Raw genomic sequence first — 19,216 nt, forward strand, 5'->3', positions numbered from 1 at the left:
ATGCCCCAGAGAAAGCTGCAGCGAATGAGCGGCGGCAAGCTAAGACGATTTTGGAACAACAAAACGCTTCTGCTCATGTGCTTGCCTGCCATTGCCTTTTTTATTATTTTTGCTTATTTGCCGATGCCCGGCTTGTATCTGGCTTTTATCAACTACAACTACTCCGACGGCATCTTCAAAAGCCCGTTTGTCGCATTCGATAACTTTCGTTTTCTCGTCATTAACGGCGACCTATGGCGGCTTTCGTTCAACACGGTTGCCTACAACCTGGTATTTATCGTACTGGGGAACGTGCTGCAAATTTTCGTAGCGATCCTGCTGAACGAAATTCGCCGAAAATGGTTCAAAAAAGTAACGCAAACGTTAATGTTCCTGCCTCACTTCATATCCGCCGTGCTTATCGGGCTGATCGCCTACAACGTGCTCAGCTACGATTACGGCATATTGAACAGCTTATTGGAATCGCTTGGCATGGAGCCGGTGAAAACCTATTCCGATCCGAAAATATGGCCGTTCATCATCGTGCTCACATTCCTGTGGCAGTCGACCGGATACGGCTCCATCATCTATTTTGCCGCCATTATGGGACTTGACAATGAAATTATTGAAGCCTCGGAAATCGACGGGGCCAATGCCTTCCAACGCATTATTTATATCGTGCTTCCTTGGCTGAAGCCTACCTTCATCATCCTGATGCTGTTCTCGCTCGGCGGCATTCTCAAAGGGAACTTCGGGCTGTTCTTCAACCTAGTGGGCGCTAACAATACGGCCTTGTATCCGACGACGGATATTATCGAGACGTATGTGTTCCGCTCGCTTATGACGAACTTCAACTTCTCGATCGGCAGTGCCGTAAGTCTCTATCAGTCGGTATTCGGCTTTGTCGTCGTCTTGACCGCGAACTGGCTCGTGAAGAAGGCTTCACCCGAAAACTCGTTATTTTAGGAGGTGTCGACTATGGAAAACTCGGAAGAATCACGCAGCATTCGGACGGACGTCAGCGGAATCGTCGTTAAAGCGTTCGGATATCTTTTCATCTCGTTTTTTGCGCTATGCTGTCTATTGCCCTTTTTACTCGTCCTCGGTACCTCGCTGACGGCGGAGGGCACGATCAAAAAGTATGGGTTCAACTTTTGGCCGCGCGACTTCAGCACCTTTGCCTACAAAATCGTATTTGAAAATCCGGATCTCATTATCGGCTCTTATCTCGTTACGATGGGGATCACGATTGCAGGGACGGTATGCGGCCTCTTCCTCGTCGCGATGACCGGCTATGCGCTGCAGCGTCCCGACTTCGGCTACCGCAACGGCATCTCGTTTTTCATTTACTTTACGACTTTGTTCTCCGGCGGGCTTGTTCCGTTCTATCTCTTAATGACGCAGTATTTGTCTCTAAAGGACAATTACTTGGCTGTTCTGCTGCCGGGGCTGCTTAGTCCTTTTCTCATCATCATGATGAAAAGCTTCGTTCGCTCCATCCCGCATGCGATTACCGAATCTGCCAAGATTGATGGAGCCGGCGACTTCAAAATATTTTTGAAGCTGATCTTGCCGATGACGACGCCCGCTTTAGCGACGATTGGCCTGTTCATCGCGCTAGGCTACTGGAATGAGTGGTACAACTCGATGCTGTTCCTCTCGCCGGATATGAAATACCGTCCGCTCCAGCTGTTCTTGTACAACGTCGTCACCAGCGCGGACTTTATCCGCAACTCGTCCGCGGCATCTAACGTGCAGCTTCGGGATATGCCGCTGGAATCGATGAAGATGGCTACGGCGGTGGTTGCTACCGGCCCTGTTATTTTGTTCTACCCATTTGTGCAACGGTATTTCATCAAGGGGATTACAGTTGGCGCTGTAAAAGGCTGATGTGCCGCGGGCCTTCAAACGGCCTCTTCACATAACGGGCAATGCCCGATTCATGAAAACAAAGGGGAGAAGTGCTTATGTCAAACTTCAAGAAGGTATCTGCTTTGCTGATCGCCATGATCATGATCATTAGCCTGGCAGCTTGTTCCGGCAGCAACGGAAATAAAAGTGAAGTTAACAAAAGCGAGGGCAACGGCAATAAGGCAGCCACGAATACGGCGGACGGCAATAAGGCGAGCGATACGTCCAAATTCGTTAAAATCAGCTATGTTGTCCTCGGCGACAAGCCGAAGAACGGCCAGTTCGAGAAGGTGCTGGCGGAAGTAAATAAGCTGATGAAGGAAAAAATCAATGCCGAGCTGGAGTGGAAATGGGTCGAGTGGGCAGATTGGCAAACGAAATACAACCTGCTGCTTGCATCCGGCGAAGCGATCGATTTGATTACGATCGGTACGGATTGGCTCGATACTTGGGGCAACGCGCAGCGCGGCGCCTTTATGAAGCTGGATGACTTGCTGCCGGAATATGCGCCGCAAACTTGGGGCTCCATTCCAGAAGAGGACTGGGCAGAGAGCAAATACAACGGCGATATCGTGCTGATTCCAGAAAATGATTATACGCAATGGGTAAACCACGGCTTCTTCTACCGCGGAGATTGGGCGAAGGAAGCAGGCATTACGGAACCGATCAAGGACTGGGAAGGCATCGGCCAATATTTGCAATACATCAAAGATAACAAAGAGGGCGTCGTTCCTTGGGATGCAGTGGCTTCAACCAGCATATGGGGCGGCTATGATCAGTCCTATACCGATAATTTAGAGCTGCCGATCTCGACTGGTTATTTGCCTGTATTTACGACCAAGTCGTTTGATGAGAAATTTACGGTAGTAAGTCCCGTATTCGAGGACACATTCCTCAAATTCGCTACGATGATGAAGGATTGGGCAGATAAAGGCTACTGGCGCGAGGATGTATTGAACAACAAAAACGACAACCGCTCTGCTTTGCGGGCTGGATTGTCCGGGCTTGACCAGCATCATACGCAAACCTTTGGCGGCCTTCGCGTGACGATGGACAAAGATCAGCCGGGCTCTGAGCTGCAAATGTTCCCTTTTGCCCGCACGGGCGGCAATAACTTGACGGAGCTGTCGATTACGCACGGCGGAACATCGCTTGGCGCGCACAGCAAAAACCCTGAGCGGGCGCTTATGGCATACGATTTGATTCGCAATGACGAGCAAATCTATCACCTGATCAACTACGGATTGGAAGGCGTTCAATATGAAGTCAAAGACGGCAAGCGCACGCAGCCTGAGGGCTACGACGAAGCAAAAGATGCGTTCTACGCTGATTTCTGGGGCGGCCGCGTCGATAAATTCGAAATTCCAAGCGTAACGACATGGGATCAGCTGGAGGAAACGCTCTACGCGGAATACGACAAAATCAAAAAGCCGTATCCTTACGGCCAATTCGTATTCGACAAGACGCCGGTTGAAGCGGAGCTAACGGCGATCACGCAGGTTACGGGCGAGATGGGGCCTGCCATTACGTACGGCAAAGCAGGAGACCCGGCGCAGGCTGTCGAGCAATTCCGGAGCAAGCTGAAAACGGCTGGTTACGACAAGGTGCTGGCTGAGCTTCAGCGCCAAATGGATGCATATAAGAAGCTGATCGAAGGCTAACGAGCTAGAGGATGCAGCGCAAGAGGAGAGTCAACACGCACATAAGCGCGTGACTCCTCTTGCGCTGTTTTTGCTTCAAATTGATCAATCATAATCAAATGGCGGCCTATGGTTCGTTAACCTCAGTAAAGTAGCGCTTTCATATAAGATGCTACAATTAAGCTAAGACAGCGGTAAACCAAACCCATTAAAATAAGAAGGCGGCGAATATATGAATTTATCTACGATTGCAGCGCAGCTCTATACGTTACGGGACTATTGCAAAACGGAAGCTGATTTGGAGCAGACGCTGCGCAAGGTGAAGGAAATTGGGTATGAAGCCGTTCAGGTATCCGGCATCGGCCCGATTGCGCCGGAGAAGGTAAAGGAGCTTGCAGATGCTGCGGGCTTGCGCATTTGTGCTACGCATGTTGGCTTTGATGCCTTGGCGGACGACTTCGATAACACGGTTCAGAAGCATAAGCTATGGAACTGCAAATATGTTGGACTAGGCTCGATCCCGGAAGAGTATCGGACTAGCGCGGAGGGGTATGCCGCCTTTGCCAAGAAGGCTTCTGAAATCGGGAAAAAGCTGAAGGAGCATGATTTGCAGTTCATCTATCATAATCACCAATTTGAGTACCAAAAGTATGACGGCAGAACGGGAATGGATATTTTGCGCGAAGAGAGCGATCCTTCCGCGTTCGGTTTCGAGCTGGATACGTATTGGGTGCATGTAGGCGGAGTCAATCCGGTAGAGGCGATCCATCAGGTGAAGGGCCGCATGGGCGTCGTTCATTTGAAGGACTTGGAGATTATTGACCATAAGCAGGTGTTTGCGGAAATCGGGCAAGGCAACTTGAATTTCAAAGCGATTATTGATGCATGCCGGGAAACGGGAGTCGAATGGTTCGTTGTGGAGCAGGATGTTTGCAGACGTGATCCGTTCGAGAGCTTGGCTATCAGCTTTCAAAATTTAAAGCAATATATATAATAGAGTCGGAAGCACTCCTTCCGTGAAACAGCGAGCCAGATGCGGTCAAGCATCTGGCTTTTTTTTATAAAAACCCATTGACAGCTCTAACAAAAAAATATATCTTTAATTTAAGATAATACAATTTGAGATTTAATTTTGGAGAGGGGCCTTCCTACCGATGCATGAAAAAAAGGTTACGTGGCTGGAGCTGTTTTATGATTTATTGTTTGTGGCGGCGATCTCAAAAGCTACCCATGTTTTATTGCATGTCGAGCACGGGATCATTTCGTTTGAGCATCTCTCTAAATTCGTGCTTATTTTCATTCCGATCTGGTGGGCTTGGGTCGGCCAGACGGTATACAACAATCGGTTTGGGCGCGACATTACGACGCATCGGATTTTTATGATTTTGCAGCTGTTTTTTGTTTTAATTATGACGGCTAGTCTAAACGTGGATTTTGACGCTTATTATGTGCCTTTTTTCGTAGGTTATATCGGCTCAAGAATATTGACTGCCATTCAATATGTAATCACGCAAAAGTCGGAGGTTGCTGACAAGCGGGGAACGGCTCGTTTTTTCGGAACCTACTTCTGGCTCGGCATCATCGTATCTTGTTTCTCTGTCTTTTTTGACTCATGGGTACGTTATGCCATCTTGTATGCAGGTATTGCCCTTGATATCCTCGTGCCGCTAATTGGGCGCAAGCAATTAGTCAAAACGCCTATACACACCGCGCATCTGTTGGAGCGATTTGCTCTTTTTACGTTGATTCTGCTAGGAGAATCCGTTGTAAGCATGCTTTCTGTGCTGCAAGCGGATGAATTAACGGGCTCTTCCATCCTTTTTGCCGCATTAGCGTTTGTATTGGTCATCGGGATATGGTGGCAGTACTTTGAGAATGTGGAGAAGCGAGTCGATAAAACGAGGCGGACAGCGGGGCAAACCATTATTTACGGGCATTTGTTCATCTATTTTTCGCTTAGCATGATTGCGGCTTCGATTCAGCTGCTCTTCCTTGACCAGTTAAACTACTTGTTTATGTTAGGCTTTACTTTTGGCTCGGTGCTGCTATATTTCTGGTCAGTCATGTTTGTCTTGTATCGGTATCGATTCAAGCATCTAAAACCAACGTTTAAAGCGATGCTTCTGTTAACGGGCTTGCTCGGCGTTATGTTCGTCTTGAATTTATTTATGGTCGCATCCCCTCATATTATTTTGGGTGAAATCATGATCTTCTTTATTCTTTTCGCCAAAACAACAGCTTAAGCTTGAGGTCCCAGCTAAGGGCCTTTATTCATCGCTATTTTTAGTAAGCCATGCGCTGCGGAAAGGTTTATAATTCTATTAAGGCACTTAATAGAGTCAAAGGAGATGTGAAGATGAAGGTTGGCGTTATTTGCGATGATTGCTGGCACCCAGGCAAAACGATAATGGAAGGCTTGGAGCCGCTAAGCAAACAAGGCATCGAGTTCGATTATATTCAGCATGCATCGGAGTGGTCCTCCAAGTGGATGGATCAGCAGGATGCTGTCATTCTTGCAAAAGCAAATCAAATCTCGTCATCCGATAAGACGCCATGGCTTACGGAGGAGATCCAGCAGCGGTTCCAGAGCTACGTTGAAGAGGGGAAAGGGCTTCTAGTTCTTCACGCAGGTACGGTGGGCTACCGCAATGAGCCTGTTTTCTACGGGCTTGTTGGCGGCGTGTTCCAGCATCATCCCGAGTCGGGTCCCGTTTCTTTTGCTTATACAGACAAGGTGTTATGGGGCAGCCCGGATACTGACGTATTTGCGGTTCATGACGAGCATTATCATATGGAGGTCATGGAGGGGCGCATCCAAATCTTTATGACTTCGAAGTCGGAGCATGGCACGCAGCCTGCCGGCTGGTTAAGGGAGCAAGGCACAGGGCGCGTATGCGTGCTTACGCCGGGACATTTTTTGCAGGTGTTCGAGCAGCCTGAATATCAGAAGATGATCGGGCAAGCTTTGCAGTGGTGTGCCGGAGGCGGGCAGCAGGACCGGATACAATCATTCTAATTCGAGGAGTGAATGAATGCATGTCGATTCAACCGATTAAATGGGGGATTTTTGGTCCAGGATGGATTTCTTCTAAGTTTGTCAAAGACTTGGCTTATGCGGAAGGCGCAGAGCTCGTCGCGGTGGGCGGAAGAAATAAAGAGAAGGCGCAGAGCTTCGCGAAGGAATATAACATTCCCCGGGCGTATGGCAGCGTGGATGAGCTTGCTCATGACCCCGATGTGGACATCGTTTATGTAGGAACCTTGCATCCGGTACATAAGGAGAATGTGCTTGCGCTCTTGCGCGGGGGCAAAGCGGTAATATGCGAGAAGCCCTTTACAATGAATGCGGCGGAAGCGAAGGAAATGATCGAGCTGGCAAGGGAAAAAGGCGTATTTCTCATGGAAGCGATGTGGACACGTTTCTTGCCGCCAATCCGTAAAGTAATGGAATGGCTTGCTGACGGTAAAATCGGCGAGGTGCGTCTTCTGAAAGCCGACTTTGGCTTTGATATCGGCTGGGCGCCGGAGAGCCGCCTGCTTGATCCTGCGCTTGGCGGGGGAGCTCTTCTGGATGCCGGCATTTATCCGGTTTCGTTTGCTTCCTTGATTTATGGGTCAGAGCCTACCAAAATTATGAGCACCGCAAGAATCGGCGAGACAGGCGTAGACGAGCAGTTTTCGCTGTTGTTCGAATATGAGGGCGGGGGCGCCGCAGCGCTAAACGGAGCGGTTCAGCTCGGCATGGTTAACGATGCTTATATTTATGGCACGAAAGGCTACATTCATGTGCCAAACTTTTTATTTGGCGAGTCGGCTACCCTTCATGCGAAAAATGCGGAGCCTGAATCTTTTGTGGATGACCGTATTGCCGAGGGCTACAAGTTCGAAGCGGAGGAAGCGATGAACGCGCTTCGCGAGGGCAGGCTGGAGAGCTCTGTCATTCCGCTCGAAGAGACGCTGGCGATTATGACCACTTTAGATACGATTAGGAAACAATGGGGCCTACGGTATCCGGCTGACGTATAAGATAAAGATGAGGAGCGGGATGCCTAGGCGTCCCGCTCCTCTTTCGTTATATTTATGCTTTAACCGCTTGCAGCCATGCGTTTGCGATAAGCGCGGCACCGGCATGCGACGGGTGAACGCCATCAGGCGCCCAATAAGCAGGGCCTGTCTGAGCAGCGGCTTGAGCGAATAAGCCGTCTAGCGGAACGTACAGCGTTTTGAATTCGCCTGCCAGCTCGCGAACGGCTTGGATTTTCGGATCAAGATCCTCGCGCCACTGCTTCTGGCTCTCGTTCACAGGCAGCACAAACGGTTCAATTAGAATAAGGTTAGCGTTAAGCTGCTCTTTTGCCCGGCTAAGCAATCTGCGGTAAGTGGTATAATACTCCTCTGTACTTAGCGGATTGTTGCTGTCATAACGGCGCCATGTATCATTAATGCCAACATAGACCGATAGCCAAGTCGGCTTCAAATCAAGGCAATCCTCTTCCCATCTCCGCTCCAAATCAACGACACGGTCGCCCGAAATCCCTCTGTTCAGGAACGTTGCTTGCTTCTCAGGATATTTACTCGTAAACAAAGCTGTTGCAAGGTTTGCATAGCCAGAACCAAGGTTAGCGCCATCCGGCCGGTGGCGGCCCGCATCGGTAATACTGTCGCCTTGAAATAACACAACTGCGTTTTGTTCGATTAATGTCATCTTTAAACCTCCAATAATTTCTAATGATGGTCTTCATAAGATAAGGTTCATAAATATCCTGAAGCGTGATGTCTGCGAGAGCCATCACTTCGTCAGCAAATTCATAATACCTACCAAATAATGCCGCGGTCAATATGAAAGAATGGGAGTTTATCGGGTTTATGCCGGAATCCAATAAAATAGGAAACATTAGCTCAAGAAGTTTCTATTTTATTCTGATGCTTTTTCCTATTTAATAGAAGATAGAGGAATGTTCGGAAGGAGAGTTGGCAATGTTAAATCTGTATAAATATATCAGGAATATTCTGAAAATTAAAATAATAGACTATAATAGAAACAAGGGATTGCTAGAATAATTTAGCTTGTCTTTAGATTATTCTAATAAAAGCTTAATGTTCTTGATCTATAATCGAAATAAGGGAGTGATGGACATGACCTCTTCTTACTTCAATGAATGGCTGGATGAATATAATGATTATATGAGATTGTTCGTGTTATTTGGTGACGAGTACTATAAGGCTCAGGCCGATGAAGCGTTAAACGCTTTGAAGGCAATGGTTGCAAGAGCCGAGCGCCATAAAAGCATCGTTTGGAAAATCATGAGCAAGAAGGTCCATGCTTATTAAGGGGTGAGTCAGTCGATACGAGCAACGGATGAAATAGGATTCTAAGGGCAATAAAACTAATGCTGGTTTAGTTTTAATGCCGTTTAGAATCCTTTTTTTGTTGCTCGTAATACGCATTGAATTTTTTTATATACATATAGAATAGTATGATAATCGGAATAGTATGAAAAAGGTTGTCGGGCGGATTCGCGCTATGCTACTATAGCTTCATTAAATAGCTGAAATATTGAGCCCGCTATGTCGAACTTGGCTAATGGAGCGATCGAAGGAGGAGACGCACGATGAAGTTCGCTTTGTTTAGTCTAGTGATGAATATTCCGAATGCAGTGACTGGGGAAGTGTTAACGCCTCAGCAAAAATTTCAAAATATATTGAAGCAGGCGATTTTGGCGGAGGAGCTTGGCTTTGAGGCTTATGGAATTGGGGAGAGGCATGGCGCTCCGTTTCTGTCCTCGTCGCCGCCGGTGCTATTGACGGCTATCGCAGCCCGAACGACGCGCATTCGGCTGCTGACAACCGTAACGGTTCTGAGCGTGCTTGATCCCGTTCGGGTGGCAGAGGACTATGCAACGCTGGACCATTTGTCCGAAGGTCGGCTGGAGCTAATTATCGGCAAAGGAAACGACCCGCGCCACTATCCGCTCTTCGGCATAACCGAGGAGGAGCAGTGGGAGTCGTTAGCTGAGCGGTATGCGCTGCTAAAAAGGCTGTGGAACGAGGAGGACGTGACGTGGGAAGGAAGGTACCGCCCGGCGCTGGATAGCGTGACCACGCAGCCTAGACCGTTCCAAGCTTCGATTCCGATCTGGCATGGGAGCGCATCAAGCACGCTTTCGACAGAGCTGGCTGCGAAGTACGGCGAACCGATCTTCTCCTCCAACAGCTTCCACCCGCAGGCGAAGTACAAGGAGCTCATCGATCATTACCGTGAGCGGCTTGCCTATTACGGGCATGATCCGAAGCAAGCTGTTGTTGGCTCGGGAGCAGGCAGCTTATATTTAGCGAATACGTCGGAAGAAGCGATTAAGCGCTATCGCCCTTATTATGACGCGTTTCAAGCTACAAGCGCAGCGCAGCATAACAAATCGCCTTTTAAGGACCTTGAAGATACCATTAAGAATGGTCCCTCGCTCGTCGGCAGCGTTGATCAAGTCATCGAAAAAATATTGAATTACCATCAGGCCTTCGGCAACCAAGTGCTGAGCATTAGCGTCGACGGCTTGACCGAGGCGGAGCAGCGCGAGCAGGTTGAGCGGTTTGCCGAGGAAGTAGCGCCTGTGCTGCGCCGGGAAATTCCAAATGCGGTATGGGATCGCGGTACGGTTACCGTGTGATTGCTGTCATAAATCTATTATAAAATGAAACCGAAAGAGCAGCGGGAAATGGCCCGTGCGATTTCGGTTTTTTTGTTCTGCCCAACCGTATAAAATGGTAAGGTGGAATCTGCCCGCTTAAATATATCGCTAAGGAGTACCTAATGATGGAGGGAAAAGCAAAAAACATAAGCTTCCAACAATTTGAAATAACGAAGCGGCATCGCATGGAACGGAATAAGCATCGAAGCTTCGTATTATGGGTTACAGGCTTATCCGCCTCGGGGAAGTCTTCAATCGCGAATGAAGTGGAGAAGCAGCTGTACGCCCGCCATATTCGTACGGCCATTCTGGACGGCGACAATTTGCGCTATGGTTTAAATAATGATCTAGGCTTCAGCATGGAGGATCGAAGCGAGAACGTCAGGCGCACCTCCCAAGCCGCAAAGCTGCTAGTTGATGCCGGTTTGATCGCCATTGTTTCGTTAGTTTCGCCGCTAAGGAGCGACCGCGAGAAGGCAAGGGCTATTTTCGAACAAGATGAGTTCGTGGAGGTGTTCGTCGATTGTCCCTTGAAGATATGTGAGGAAAGAGATCCGAAGGGCTTATATAAAAAAGTGAGAGAAGGCAAAATACCTGAATTCACCGGTATTACCTCGCCGTATGAGCATCCGGAAAACCCTGAGATCAGGGTAATCTCCGACAAACAATCGATTATTGAATCAGCGAGGCAAATCATTGCTTATTTGGATGAGCATCATCATTTCTCATGGGAAGAGTAGACACCCATATGCGCTGTGGGCTGGATTGGATATGATCATTAAGATTTTATAAGCGAAATTAATGGTATAATGAATAAGAAGATAACGAGGATCAAGGTTCGGATAGATGCTGTGGCTGCATTTTATGAAATTTAACTCGGCATAGAAGATATGATGGAGTGATGTTATGAGTAGCGCAAAGGGCAAGGGCGGAACCGGCAGAGGCACGGACAAGAAGGGCTGGAATCGCTGGCAGGCAGGGGAAAAAAAGAAACTAGCCAAAAAGGTGTTCGGCAGAAACAAAGGCGCTAAAGGTGCCGAGGGCGAGAAAGATGCAACAGGCGCAAGCGGCACAGCCAATGCGAAAAGCGCTAATATGCCTAAGGGCAGCACCGCTTTTAAAGGCGGAAGCGCTGCGGCTAGAGGCAAAAATACGGTTAAATAGGATAATGAAAAAGGAAGTGCAGCTCTCGATTAGAGCTGCGCTTCCTTTTTTTATTGATGATTCAAGTTTCGCTTGGCAGCGTTATGCTTGTTGATGACGGTTGACGGGTGCCAGTGGATAATGCGCACGAGCTGTTCCTGCATATACTCCGGCGAATATTTAAACCCGCCTTCGATCCAGTGGAATACGAGGCCGAGCAAGGCATGGATCGAATAGATGACGTGAAATTCGCGGTTGAGCGTCGTGTCAGCATTGTCCAGGTCCTCGATCAGTATCTGCTTCAAGGCTAGAAACATTTTTTCCCTTATATCCGGTAATACTTCCGAGCTTAAAAGTACAGTATATATAGAAGCGTTTTGAAAAATATGCTCAAATATCATGACAGCGTTAGCCGACAGCTCATCAATCCGAAATAACTCGGTGTTCTCATAAGGAGCGCGAAACGATTTTATAAGCTCCGATATCAACTGATTTAAAATATCGTCGAGCAGACCTTCTTTATTTTCGTAATGGGAATAAAAAGTTCCTCGATTATAATTGGCATGCTCAACGATTTCGGTAATGGATATCGACGAGAAGGGCTTTTGGGACATAAGCGCCAGTAAAGCTTGCTTTAATGCTTCCTTGCTGCGTATGATTCGCCGATCTGTTTTGGGATTATCTATTGGCATCGTAATCATTCCTCTGTTTATATTCAACAATAGGCTTGAAACTGTACGTTATCGTACAAACGCGAGGTTTTTACTGATTGTTCGGGTTGCAATAAATCATTATACTTTAAATCGCACACGTTGTGTAACATACGAGTGTTCAGTAAATATAATTTCTATGGGTAATATACGAACCAACACTACAGGAGGAATGAATATGAAACTCTCTGGAAAAGTAGCAATAGTTACAGGCGGGGCATCGGGGATGGGCAAGGCCATTGCTGAGCTATACGCGGCTGAAGGCGCCAAGGTTGTCGTATCCGATATTAACGCAGATGCTGCAAATGCGGTAGTTGCCGAGATCGAGTCAAAGGGCGGCTCTGCAATAGCTGTCGTGGCTAACGTTGCGAAAGAAGAAGACGTGGTTCAACTTATTGGTACAGCCGTAGCGACTTACGGAACTTTGGATATACTGGTAAACAATGCGGGCATTATGGATAACTTTGTGCCTGCGGGAGATTTGACTGATGAGCTTTGGGATCGCGTATTTGCGATTAATACGACTGGCCCAATGCGAACTACACGGAAAGCACTTCCTATTTTCACGGAGAAGAAGAGCGGCGTTATCGTAAACATTGCCTCCGCAGGAGGTTTATACGGCTCCCGAGCAGGAGCGGCTTATACGGCTTCCAAGCATGCGGTTGTAGGCTTCACGAAAAACGTAGGGTTCCAATATGCCAATCTGGGCATTCGCTGCAACGCGATTGCGCCAGGCGGAGTAGCTACAAATATCGGCACCTCGATCAGCACGCCGAATGAATTCGGCATGTCGCGGGCGATGGCAGGCATAGGTTTAAATCCGCGCACGGGTGAGCCGTCAGACATCGCAAAAGTAGCTCTATTCTTGGCTTCGGATGACTCCAGCTTTGTAAACGGTACGGTTATTACCGCGGACGCAGGTTGGACAGCCTATTAATCTTTGCCGCAGGGCAACGGCATATGTAATATTCTTTAGAAGCCGCATGATTGCGGCTTCTTTTTGCTTTTTATAAACCGCTGCGATTGTCGGAATATTGATTGTCCTGTCGAGCGTTAAGTTCTATAATAGGAGTAGAAGGTTGGATAAATATGTGAAAAGATGATAGGGCGCTAGAGCGTAGCAGGGAAAATAGCATTACCTGATGAAGCATCGCATATCCCATTCTATTTATACTAAGCGAGGAGACATCATGTTATGAATGAGTACCAATCCGTTCTGCTTTTGCTATTATTCATGCTGCCTGTCATTTTCATGATTGATACGTCATTGGTCATTATAAGACGAACCCCCCGCCATATCGAAAATCGACTCGCTGCCATCACGACAAGCTTGCTCGCGCTCCTCATTTTCTTTCAATATATTCAGCAGCTGTTACCCGCCGATAGGACGCTGGCGATAGCTGTATATTTGGTCTATCCGGTCGGCATCGCTTCTTCTAGCACAAGCGTATTATTTCATATTCGAGCGGCGAATAAATATCTTCGTTTTCCACGCTTAAGCAGCACAGGCGTCGCATTTGCCCCGCTTATCCTTTATTATCTAATGCTATTAATAAAAGGGGAACCTTTCTTATTTACGGGAATCCGAACGGAAGCATTTTGGAAGCAGGCGCTGTTTGCTCCAGCTATGCATATCATTTTGGGCATGATCTTTTTATTTTCATTATTTAATTTGGCGGTCAGCCTAAAAGCCAAAGCTAAAGCAATCAATAGTGCCGAGCGCAAACGATACAGGGTGCTTATTAAGGCGAACCTGTTTTACCTGGTGGCGGCGATTATCGCAACGCTGCTCTTTTTTGGGCTCTCTCCGTACCTCTTTATACCGGATACGATCCTTTTTTTATCCATGATCACCTGGAGCATCTCGCTTCGCGTATTTATGAAATATGATTTTGTGCCTTCAGCCGAAAAAAAGTACGAGCTGCTCTATCATTTATCTCCAACGGCTATCGTTATGCTGGACCATAAAATGACGATGAAGGAGGCGAATCCCGGGGCGCTTCGACTGCTGGGCTTCACTAACGAGAATGAGCTCAAGGGCCTGTCCCTATCGAGATTTATTGTAGAGCCTGAATGGACGGGCGTGGAGGAAGCGCATGCGGCGCCTACCCCATGTGAGGCTTGGCGAAATCGCGAGCTCACCATCGTGGATCGGCTGGGACAGAAGAGGTCCATTCTCGTAGACACCGAGTGGATGTCTGAATATGAGGACGGATTTATCCTCGCCGTTATTCGCGACATCACGCAGCAGAAGGAGGAGGCGCGTCTTGTTCATTTTTTGGCACATCATGATGCGCTCACTAAGCTGCCCAACCGCTACCATTTCAATAGAGAGCTCGAAGCCTCTCTTGAATCAGTAAAATCGTCAAAGGCGCTGCTAGGCGTTATGCTTATCGATCTGGACCGCTTCAAGCTCATTAACGACACGCTTGGGCATCGATACGGGGACGAAGCGCTCAACGAAATTGCCAGGCGGCTGCTGAACAATGTGAGTGATCAGCATCTGCTTGCCCGGCTTGGCGGCGATGAGTTTATTATTTTGATTAGGGATGCTAAGGAGTATGACGAAATCGTATCGTTTGCCGAAAATATCCATCAAGCGTTTCAGCTTCCGATTACGCTGCAAGGACAGGATTTTTACTTAGGCGGCAGCATTGGCATCAGTGTCCATCCGTTTGATGATAACAGCTCGGATGGATTGATCAAGCGGGCTGATATTGCGATGTACAATGCGAAGCACAGCGGCGGCAATCAGTACCGGCTGTATACGAGTGATATGATTGTGCTCGTCCAGCGTGATGTCAGGCTGGAGAAGCATCTTCGCAAAGCGCTTGCGCGCAACGAATTTGTGCTTCATTATCAGCCGCAGGTTGATTTGATGAGCGGGCGGTTAATCGGGGCAGAGGCGCTTATTCGCTGGCAATCGAGGGAGCTTGGGATGGTTCATCCGGGGGAATTTATTACGCTTGCGGAGCAGACCGGCTTAATCAATGAAATCGGACAGTGGGTCATCGCCGAGGCATGCCAGCAGGGCAGGCTTTGGCAGGAGCAGGGCTGGGTCGATTTTATGCTGTCGGTCAATGTCTCATCGAGACAATTCATGCAGCCGGATTTCGTGAACAAGGTGCAGGAGATTTTGCGTTCCAGCAGCTTGGAGCCGGCCCGGCTGTGCTTGGAAATAACGGAGAGCATGGTGGTCAACAATTTGAATGTGGCTCGGAAAATGCTCGATGAGCTTGTCGCGCTTGGCATTCATATCGCGATTGACGACTTCGGTACAGGTTATTCCTCTTTAAGCGTACTGAGGCAGCTGCCTATCGCAATTATAAAAATTGACCGCTCCTTTATTACCGATATGGACGCCTATCAAGGCGGACTATCCATTGTGAAAACCATCGTGTCCATGGGGCATGACCTGCAAAAGCAGGTCGTAGCCGAGGGCGTAGAGACGTTAGACCAATTAAAGCAGTTAAAGCAGCTTGGCTGCGACAAGGCGCAAGGCTACTACTACCACAAGCCGCTTCCGCTCGTTGAATTTAATAAGCTGCTGGCAGACAAATGCTTTGCTTAACGCACAGGAATAAGGAAGAGGCCGTCAGCTCAAAGCTGGCTGCCCCGATACTCCTTGGGTGAAACGCCGGTGTACTTTTTGAATTGTTTATAAAAATAGCCAGGCTCCAAATAGCCGATATTTTTGGAAATATCGCTTGTTTTCATGGCGGTTGTTTTAAGCAGCTTCTGCGCTCTGCTGATCCGGTACGTATTCACGTAGTCGGAGAAGCTCTCGCCTGTTTCTTTCTGGAACAGCTGCCCCAGATAAAACGGATGAATGTTTAGCGTCTGACTGAGCGTCTTGAGCGACAGCTCCTCCGAATAACGTGTCTGGATCTGGTGTATGACCTGCTTGACGACTGGGCTGAAGTCGTCGACCTCGACCGATAAATAATCCATCGCGGAGCCGGCTATAAACTTGACGTGCTCAGTCAGCTGCGAGATGGTCTGCGCTTTAAATAAAGCGGCAAACAGCTGTTTATAGTCACTCGTCGCGAGCTCATGATTGAGCTTGTTTTCCTTTACGGTCTGTTTCGTAAGCAGTATGAGTTCAATGGCGCAGTTATGTATATGGGCAGGCGAGAGCGACTCCTGCGCTTGCAGCATCGTAAATTGCTCGTCGATAAAAGCATTCAGCGCCGCCTTGTTCTGACCAAGCAGAAGCCGCTCATATTCAAGCGTGTTCACGTCGACCGATTTAGTCGAAAGGCGGTTTGCCGCAGCCAATTTTTCATAACGAATAATTTCATCCTCCGAATTGGTCAGAAAATACTCTTGAAGCCGCTTCGAATGGTCATAGCTTTGGGACACGCCCGAATAATCACACTCCACGCTGCCAAGCGTGATAAGCACCTGTATCCCAAGCCGCTGCTTCAGCTCTTTCCGAATGGCCAAAAGCAAGGAAAGCGCCGTCTCTTGAACCTGCTCGGAGCTGACTCCTGTACAAATAATAACGATATCGCCGTCCCGGTCGCTGAAGCAAATCGCATTGCCCGCCCAGTCCGATTGTTTCCTGCTTATGCTGTAAACCTCGTTATCCCAGTGTCCTGGCAGCCAGAAGTCCCCGCCTGAATAATTAGGCAAGTCCTGCACCGTCTTAATGGACGCTGCCGCATAGCAGCAGTTTTCCGTCGGGATGCCGAGCAGCTGCAGCCTATTTTTAAGCTCCGTTTGATCGATCTTCCCGCTCACCCAGCGGTTAACGACATTGTCGCGCAAAATATCAAGCTGATAGGAGCTCGTTAACGCGGATCCCGCAGCCACATGTATTTTGGCTACCGTGTTCTCGATCGTCTCCCTTAACTCGCAGATATTGATGGGCTTCAGCAAATAATTTTCGATGCCAAGCCGCATGCCTTCCCTAATATAATCAAACTCATGGTAGCCGCTAAGCACGATAAACTTCATATTCGGATGAATGGGCTTGAGCTGTTTGATTAATTCAAGGCCGTTCATATGAGGCATCATAATATCGGTGACGAGAATATCGGCAGCCGATTTTTGAAGCGCCTCCAGCGCCTCCAGACCGTTCGAGGCTTGGCCGGCTAACGTAAGGCCATATTCCTCCCAATCGATAATGGAAGCTAATCCTTCCAAAATAAATGGTTCATCGTCTACTATAAACACCTTACGCAAATTGTTGTCCCCCTTGACCTGCCGGTATTTTTACGGTGATGTCGGTGCCTTTCACAGCCTCGCTGTTCATTTGCAGCCCGTAGCTGCTGCCAAAGCATATCTTTAACCGTTCATTTACGTTAATAAGTCCGATGGAATTGGAAGCTTGCGGCGGATGCTGCTCTAGGCTGCTCCGCAGCTGCATCAGCCGCAAAGGCTCAATGCCGTTGCCGTTGTCACTGATGACCAGTTGCAAATCGCGGCCATCCCATTCGGCGGAAATGGTTAGGTGATTGTCGCTTTGCGACATATTCAACCCATGTATGATGTAGTTTTCGATGATCGGCTGAATCGAGAGCTTTAGAATCGGAATGCTCATCCATTCGGGCTCGATATTAATTTCATAGGTGAATTTCTGCAATAGCCGAATGCGGAACAAATCGAGATACAAGCGGCAATATTCGATTTCATCCGATAGTTTGACGATCGTCTCGCTCTTGACGGAGTACCTGAACAAGGTTGCCAAAATATAGATCATCTCGCCGACGTCATCCGCTTTTTTGGACAATGCCCGCATCCGGATCGCCTCAAGCGTGTTGTATAGAAAATGAGGCTTGATTTGCGCTTGAAAGGCGACGAGCTCAGCGTGCTTCTCGCGAATCTCCGATTTGTATACCCGATCGATATATTGCGTCAAATCCTCGCACATTTGATTGAAGCGGCTTGATATTTGAAATAATTCGTCCTCCTTCTCCCGCGGAATTCGGACGCTCAAGTCGCCGTCCTGTACTTTTTTCATCGCTTGCACGATGACCTTTGTCCTGCGGGAGAAATTGACGATCGTGAAATAGGTGAGGGTAATGGCCGCTACAATACAAATTACCGTCACTAAAATAAGCGTGTTTTTGAGTCCCTTCATGTTGCCGTTAATCGCTGATTTGGGGATTACGCCTACGATCCAATAACCAAACTTATTCGTCGTTTGCATGTTAATGTATGATTCCTCTTCAAACCGCTGAATCGAAGAGGGGTTATTCAGTAAGGAGGTATAAGGATACGGCTTTCCGTAATAGCGGTTAGACGAATCATAAATAACGTCCCCGGCCGGCGTCAGCACGACGATATACCCTTTCATTTCATCGGTTTTGTTTTGAAAGGTTCTGTAAATCGCCGTGGAGTCGTAATCGATGATCAAGTTGCCGATGCTCTCTTGCGTCGTCATATTATTAATGTTGCTAACGGTCGTATAGCTTTTGCCGGTAGCGATGTATTTGCCAATCACGGCTTGCAGATCGCCATCCACGTAATAATAGTTTTGCGTATCCTTCGTCAGCGTGAAAAGAAATTTTTTGTCCTTGCTGTACAGCGCGACCGTACGTATATCCGGGTTATTGGCGAGCAGCAGGCGCAGGAAAGAGTTGATGTCGGGCGTCCGGACGCCCGTTGCGCTGTATTGCAGCAGCCGTTTGTTCAAATAATCAGAGAAATTGTTTTGCAAGAAAGAGAGGACATCGCTCAGCAAGGCCGAGGAAGCCGAAGGTCCATCCCGATAGATTTGTTGAATAATTTGCTGCGAGGTCGCATGCTTGATATCCAAATGGCTGCCTACGCCCGCCAATATTTGCTTGTTCAAATCCAATTCCTTTTGCACCTGCGAATTATTTAAATAGGTATAGACAAAGGCAGAGAGCGTCGCTAGCGATACGATCGTTATGATGGCATACATCGTTAATATTTTGTTGAACAGCTTTTGCTTGTAATGCTTTCTATAGAAATCAATGACTCTCTTCATGAAATAGAGCACCCCCTGCCGGTGTCATTAACGTTATTAAGTATACGCTTTCAATTTGAAATTGCACGGCTTTTCTCTAAAAACTAGAGTATCACAATTTCCTAAAAATAGGGGAGCCTCCGAATTTGTTTCTTTGTTTTATCCACTTTTTTATTGATTTGTTCACTTTGGCAAACGCTTTCATTATGC

General features: G+C 47.9%; 17 protein-coding genes. 13 read left to right on the top strand and 4 right to left on the bottom strand.

What is annotated here, in order from left to right:
• From ADU23_RS12405 to ADU23_RS12435, 7 genes are all read left to right on the top strand, one after another.
• A complete protein-coding gene (locus ADU23_RS12405; RefSeq protein ID WP_053377603.1) occupies positions 1-945 on the top strand; it encodes an ABC transporter permease in 945 nt (314 codons plus the stop codon).
• Between the two features lie 12 nt (positions 946-957).
• The gene (locus ADU23_RS12410; protein ID WP_053374025.1) at positions 958-1,869 is read left to right on the top strand and encodes a carbohydrate ABC transporter permease; all 912 of its coding nucleotides are present in this window, start codon (positions 958-960) and stop codon (positions 1,867-1,869) included.
• Positions 1,870-1,946: 77 nt separating this feature from the next.
• Positions 1,947-3,551, top strand: coding sequence for a DUF3502 domain-containing protein (locus tag ADU23_RS12415; RefSeq protein WP_053374026.1), 1,605 nt, complete (start codon positions 1,947-1,949; stop codon positions 3,549-3,551).
• A 211-nt stretch (positions 3,552-3,762) separates the two neighbouring features.
• Positions 3,763-4,524, top strand: a complete 762-nt coding sequence (locus ADU23_RS12420; RefSeq protein ID WP_053374027.1) for a sugar phosphate isomerase/epimerase family protein — start codon at positions 3,763-3,765, stop codon at positions 4,522-4,524.
• A gap of 160 nt (positions 4,525-4,684) precedes the next feature.
• A complete protein-coding gene (locus ADU23_RS12425) occupies positions 4,685-5,773 on the top strand; it encodes a low temperature requirement protein A (protein ID WP_053374028.1) in 1,089 nt (362 codons plus the stop codon).
• Positions 5,774-5,886: 113 nt separating this feature from the next.
• Complete coding sequence (locus ADU23_RS12430; RefSeq protein WP_053374029.1) at positions 5,887-6,546, top strand: ThuA domain-containing protein; 660 nt, start codon at positions 5,887-5,889, stop codon at positions 6,544-6,546.
• A 20-nt stretch (positions 6,547-6,566) separates the two neighbouring features.
• Positions 6,567-7,556, top strand: a complete 990-nt coding sequence (locus tag ADU23_RS12435) for a Gfo/Idh/MocA family protein (protein WP_053374030.1) — start codon at positions 6,567-6,569, stop codon at positions 7,554-7,556.
• A 52-nt stretch (positions 7,557-7,608) separates the two neighbouring features.
• Here the strand turns inward: ADU23_RS12435 and ADU23_RS12440 are convergent, their stop codons facing one another.
• On the bottom strand, positions 7,609-8,235 hold the full coding sequence (locus ADU23_RS12440) for an SGNH/GDSL hydrolase family protein (RefSeq protein WP_053374031.1): 627 nt from the start codon (positions 8,233-8,235) through the stop codon (positions 7,609-7,611).
• Positions 8,236-8,666: 431 nt separating this feature from the next.
• Between ADU23_RS12440 and ADU23_RS12445 the strand changes: the two genes are divergently transcribed.
• The 4 genes from ADU23_RS12445 to ADU23_RS34215 all read left to right on the top strand — a co-directional run bounded on the left by ADU23_RS12445 (position 8,667) and on the right by ADU23_RS34215 (position 11,380).
• Positions 8,667-8,861 carry a hypothetical protein gene (locus ADU23_RS12445; RefSeq protein WP_053374032.1) on the top strand — a complete coding sequence of 65 codons (195 nt, stop codon included), beginning with the start codon at positions 8,667-8,669 and terminating at the stop codon, positions 8,859-8,861.
• Positions 8,862-9,142: 281 nt separating this feature from the next.
• Positions 9,143-10,195: an LLM class flavin-dependent oxidoreductase gene (locus ADU23_RS12450; RefSeq protein ID WP_053374033.1), complete on the top strand. Its 1,053-nt coding sequence runs from the start codon at positions 9,143-9,145 to the stop codon at positions 10,193-10,195.
• A 146-nt stretch (positions 10,196-10,341) separates the two neighbouring features.
• Complete coding sequence (gene cysC / locus ADU23_RS12455) at positions 10,342-10,956, top strand: adenylyl-sulfate kinase (RefSeq protein WP_053374034.1); 615 nt, start codon at positions 10,342-10,344, stop codon at positions 10,954-10,956.
• A 166-nt stretch (positions 10,957-11,122) separates the two neighbouring features.
• A complete protein-coding gene (locus ADU23_RS34215; RefSeq protein WP_053374035.1) occupies positions 11,123-11,380 on the top strand; it encodes a DUF3934 family protein in 258 nt (85 codons plus the stop codon).
• A 50-nt stretch (positions 11,381-11,430) separates the two neighbouring features.
• On the opposite strand, the gene ADU23_RS12465 is transcribed toward ADU23_RS34215, so the two are convergent.
• On the bottom strand, positions 11,431-12,051 hold the full coding sequence (locus ADU23_RS12465; RefSeq protein ID WP_053374036.1) for a TetR/AcrR family transcriptional regulator: 621 nt from the start codon (positions 12,049-12,051) through the stop codon (positions 11,431-11,433).
• Positions 12,052-12,247: 196 nt separating this feature from the next.
• Between ADU23_RS12465 and ADU23_RS12470 the strand changes: the two genes are divergently transcribed.
• Both ADU23_RS12470 and ADU23_RS12475 read left to right on the top strand, forming a co-directional pair.
• Positions 12,248-13,006, top strand: coding sequence for an SDR family oxidoreductase (locus tag ADU23_RS12470; protein ID WP_053374037.1), 759 nt, complete (start codon positions 12,248-12,250; stop codon positions 13,004-13,006).
• Positions 13,007-13,264: 258 nt separating this feature from the next.
• Positions 13,265-15,640, top strand: a complete 2,376-nt coding sequence (locus tag ADU23_RS12475) for a sensor domain-containing protein (RefSeq protein WP_053374038.1) — start codon at positions 13,265-13,267, stop codon at positions 15,638-15,640.
• Positions 15,641-15,669: 29 nt separating this feature from the next.
• On the opposite strand, the gene ADU23_RS12480 is transcribed toward ADU23_RS12475, so the two are convergent.
• Complete coding sequence (locus ADU23_RS12480; RefSeq protein ID WP_231637596.1) at positions 15,670-17,247, bottom strand: response regulator transcription factor; 1,578 nt, start codon at positions 17,245-17,247, stop codon at positions 15,670-15,672.
• Position 17,248: 1 nt separating this feature from the next.
• Entirely contained in the window at positions 17,249-19,027 is a 1,779-nt protein-coding gene (locus tag ADU23_RS12485) for a sensor histidine kinase (protein ID WP_053374040.1), read from the bottom strand.
• Between the last annotated feature and the right edge of the window lie 189 nt (positions 19,028-19,216).

Origin of the sequence: Paenibacillus sp. FJAT-27812, from assembly GCF_001273905.1 — a bacterium.
Classification (GTDB): Bacteria; Bacillota; Bacilli; order Paenibacillales; family Paenibacillaceae; genus Pristimantibacillus.

Bases quoted from the DNA above. Each gene is read 5' to 3' on its own strand.
- ADU23_RS12405 (WP_053377603.1), top strand. From the start codon at position 1: ATGCCCCAGAGAAAGCTGCAGCGAATGAGCGGCGGCAAGCTAAGACGA.
- ADU23_RS12410 (WP_053374025.1), top strand. From the start codon at position 958: ATGGAAAACTCGGAAGAATCACGCAGCATTCGGACGGACGTCAGCGGA.
- ADU23_RS12415 (WP_053374026.1), top strand. From the start codon at position 1,947: ATGTCAAACTTCAAGAAGGTATCTGCTTTGCTGATCGCCATGATCATG.
- ADU23_RS12420 (WP_053374027.1), top strand. From the start codon at position 3,763: ATGAATTTATCTACGATTGCAGCGCAGCTCTATACGTTACGGGACTAT.
- ADU23_RS12425 (WP_053374028.1), top strand. From the start codon at position 4,685: ATGCATGAAAAAAAGGTTACGTGGCTGGAGCTGTTTTATGATTTATTG.
- ADU23_RS12430 (WP_053374029.1), top strand. From the start codon at position 5,887: ATGAAGGTTGGCGTTATTTGCGATGATTGCTGGCACCCAGGCAAAACG.
- ADU23_RS12435 (WP_053374030.1), top strand. From the start codon at position 6,567: ATGTCGATTCAACCGATTAAATGGGGGATTTTTGGTCCAGGATGGATT.
- ADU23_RS12440 (WP_053374031.1), bottom strand. From the start codon at position 8,235: ATGACATTAATCGAACAAAACGCAGTTGTGTTATTTCAAGGCGACAGT.
- ADU23_RS12445 (WP_053374032.1), top strand. From the start codon at position 8,667: ATGACCTCTTCTTACTTCAATGAATGGCTGGATGAATATAATGATTAT.
- ADU23_RS12450 (WP_053374033.1), top strand. From the start codon at position 9,143: ATGAAGTTCGCTTTGTTTAGTCTAGTGATGAATATTCCGAATGCAGTG.
- cysC (WP_053374034.1), top strand. From the start codon at position 10,342: ATGGAGGGAAAAGCAAAAAACATAAGCTTCCAACAATTTGAAATAACG.
- ADU23_RS34215 (WP_053374035.1), top strand. From the start codon at position 11,123: ATGAGTAGCGCAAAGGGCAAGGGCGGAACCGGCAGAGGCACGGACAAG.
- ADU23_RS12465 (WP_053374036.1), bottom strand. From the start codon at position 12,051: ATGCCAATAGATAATCCCAAAACAGATCGGCGAATCATACGCAGCAAG.
- ADU23_RS12470 (WP_053374037.1), top strand. From the start codon at position 12,248: ATGAAACTCTCTGGAAAAGTAGCAATAGTTACAGGCGGGGCATCGGGG.
- ADU23_RS12475 (WP_053374038.1), top strand. From the start codon at position 13,265: ATGAATGAGTACCAATCCGTTCTGCTTTTGCTATTATTCATGCTGCCT.
- ADU23_RS12485 (WP_053374040.1), bottom strand. From the start codon at position 19,027: ATGAAGAGAGTCATTGATTTCTATAGAAAGCATTACAAGCAAAAGCTG.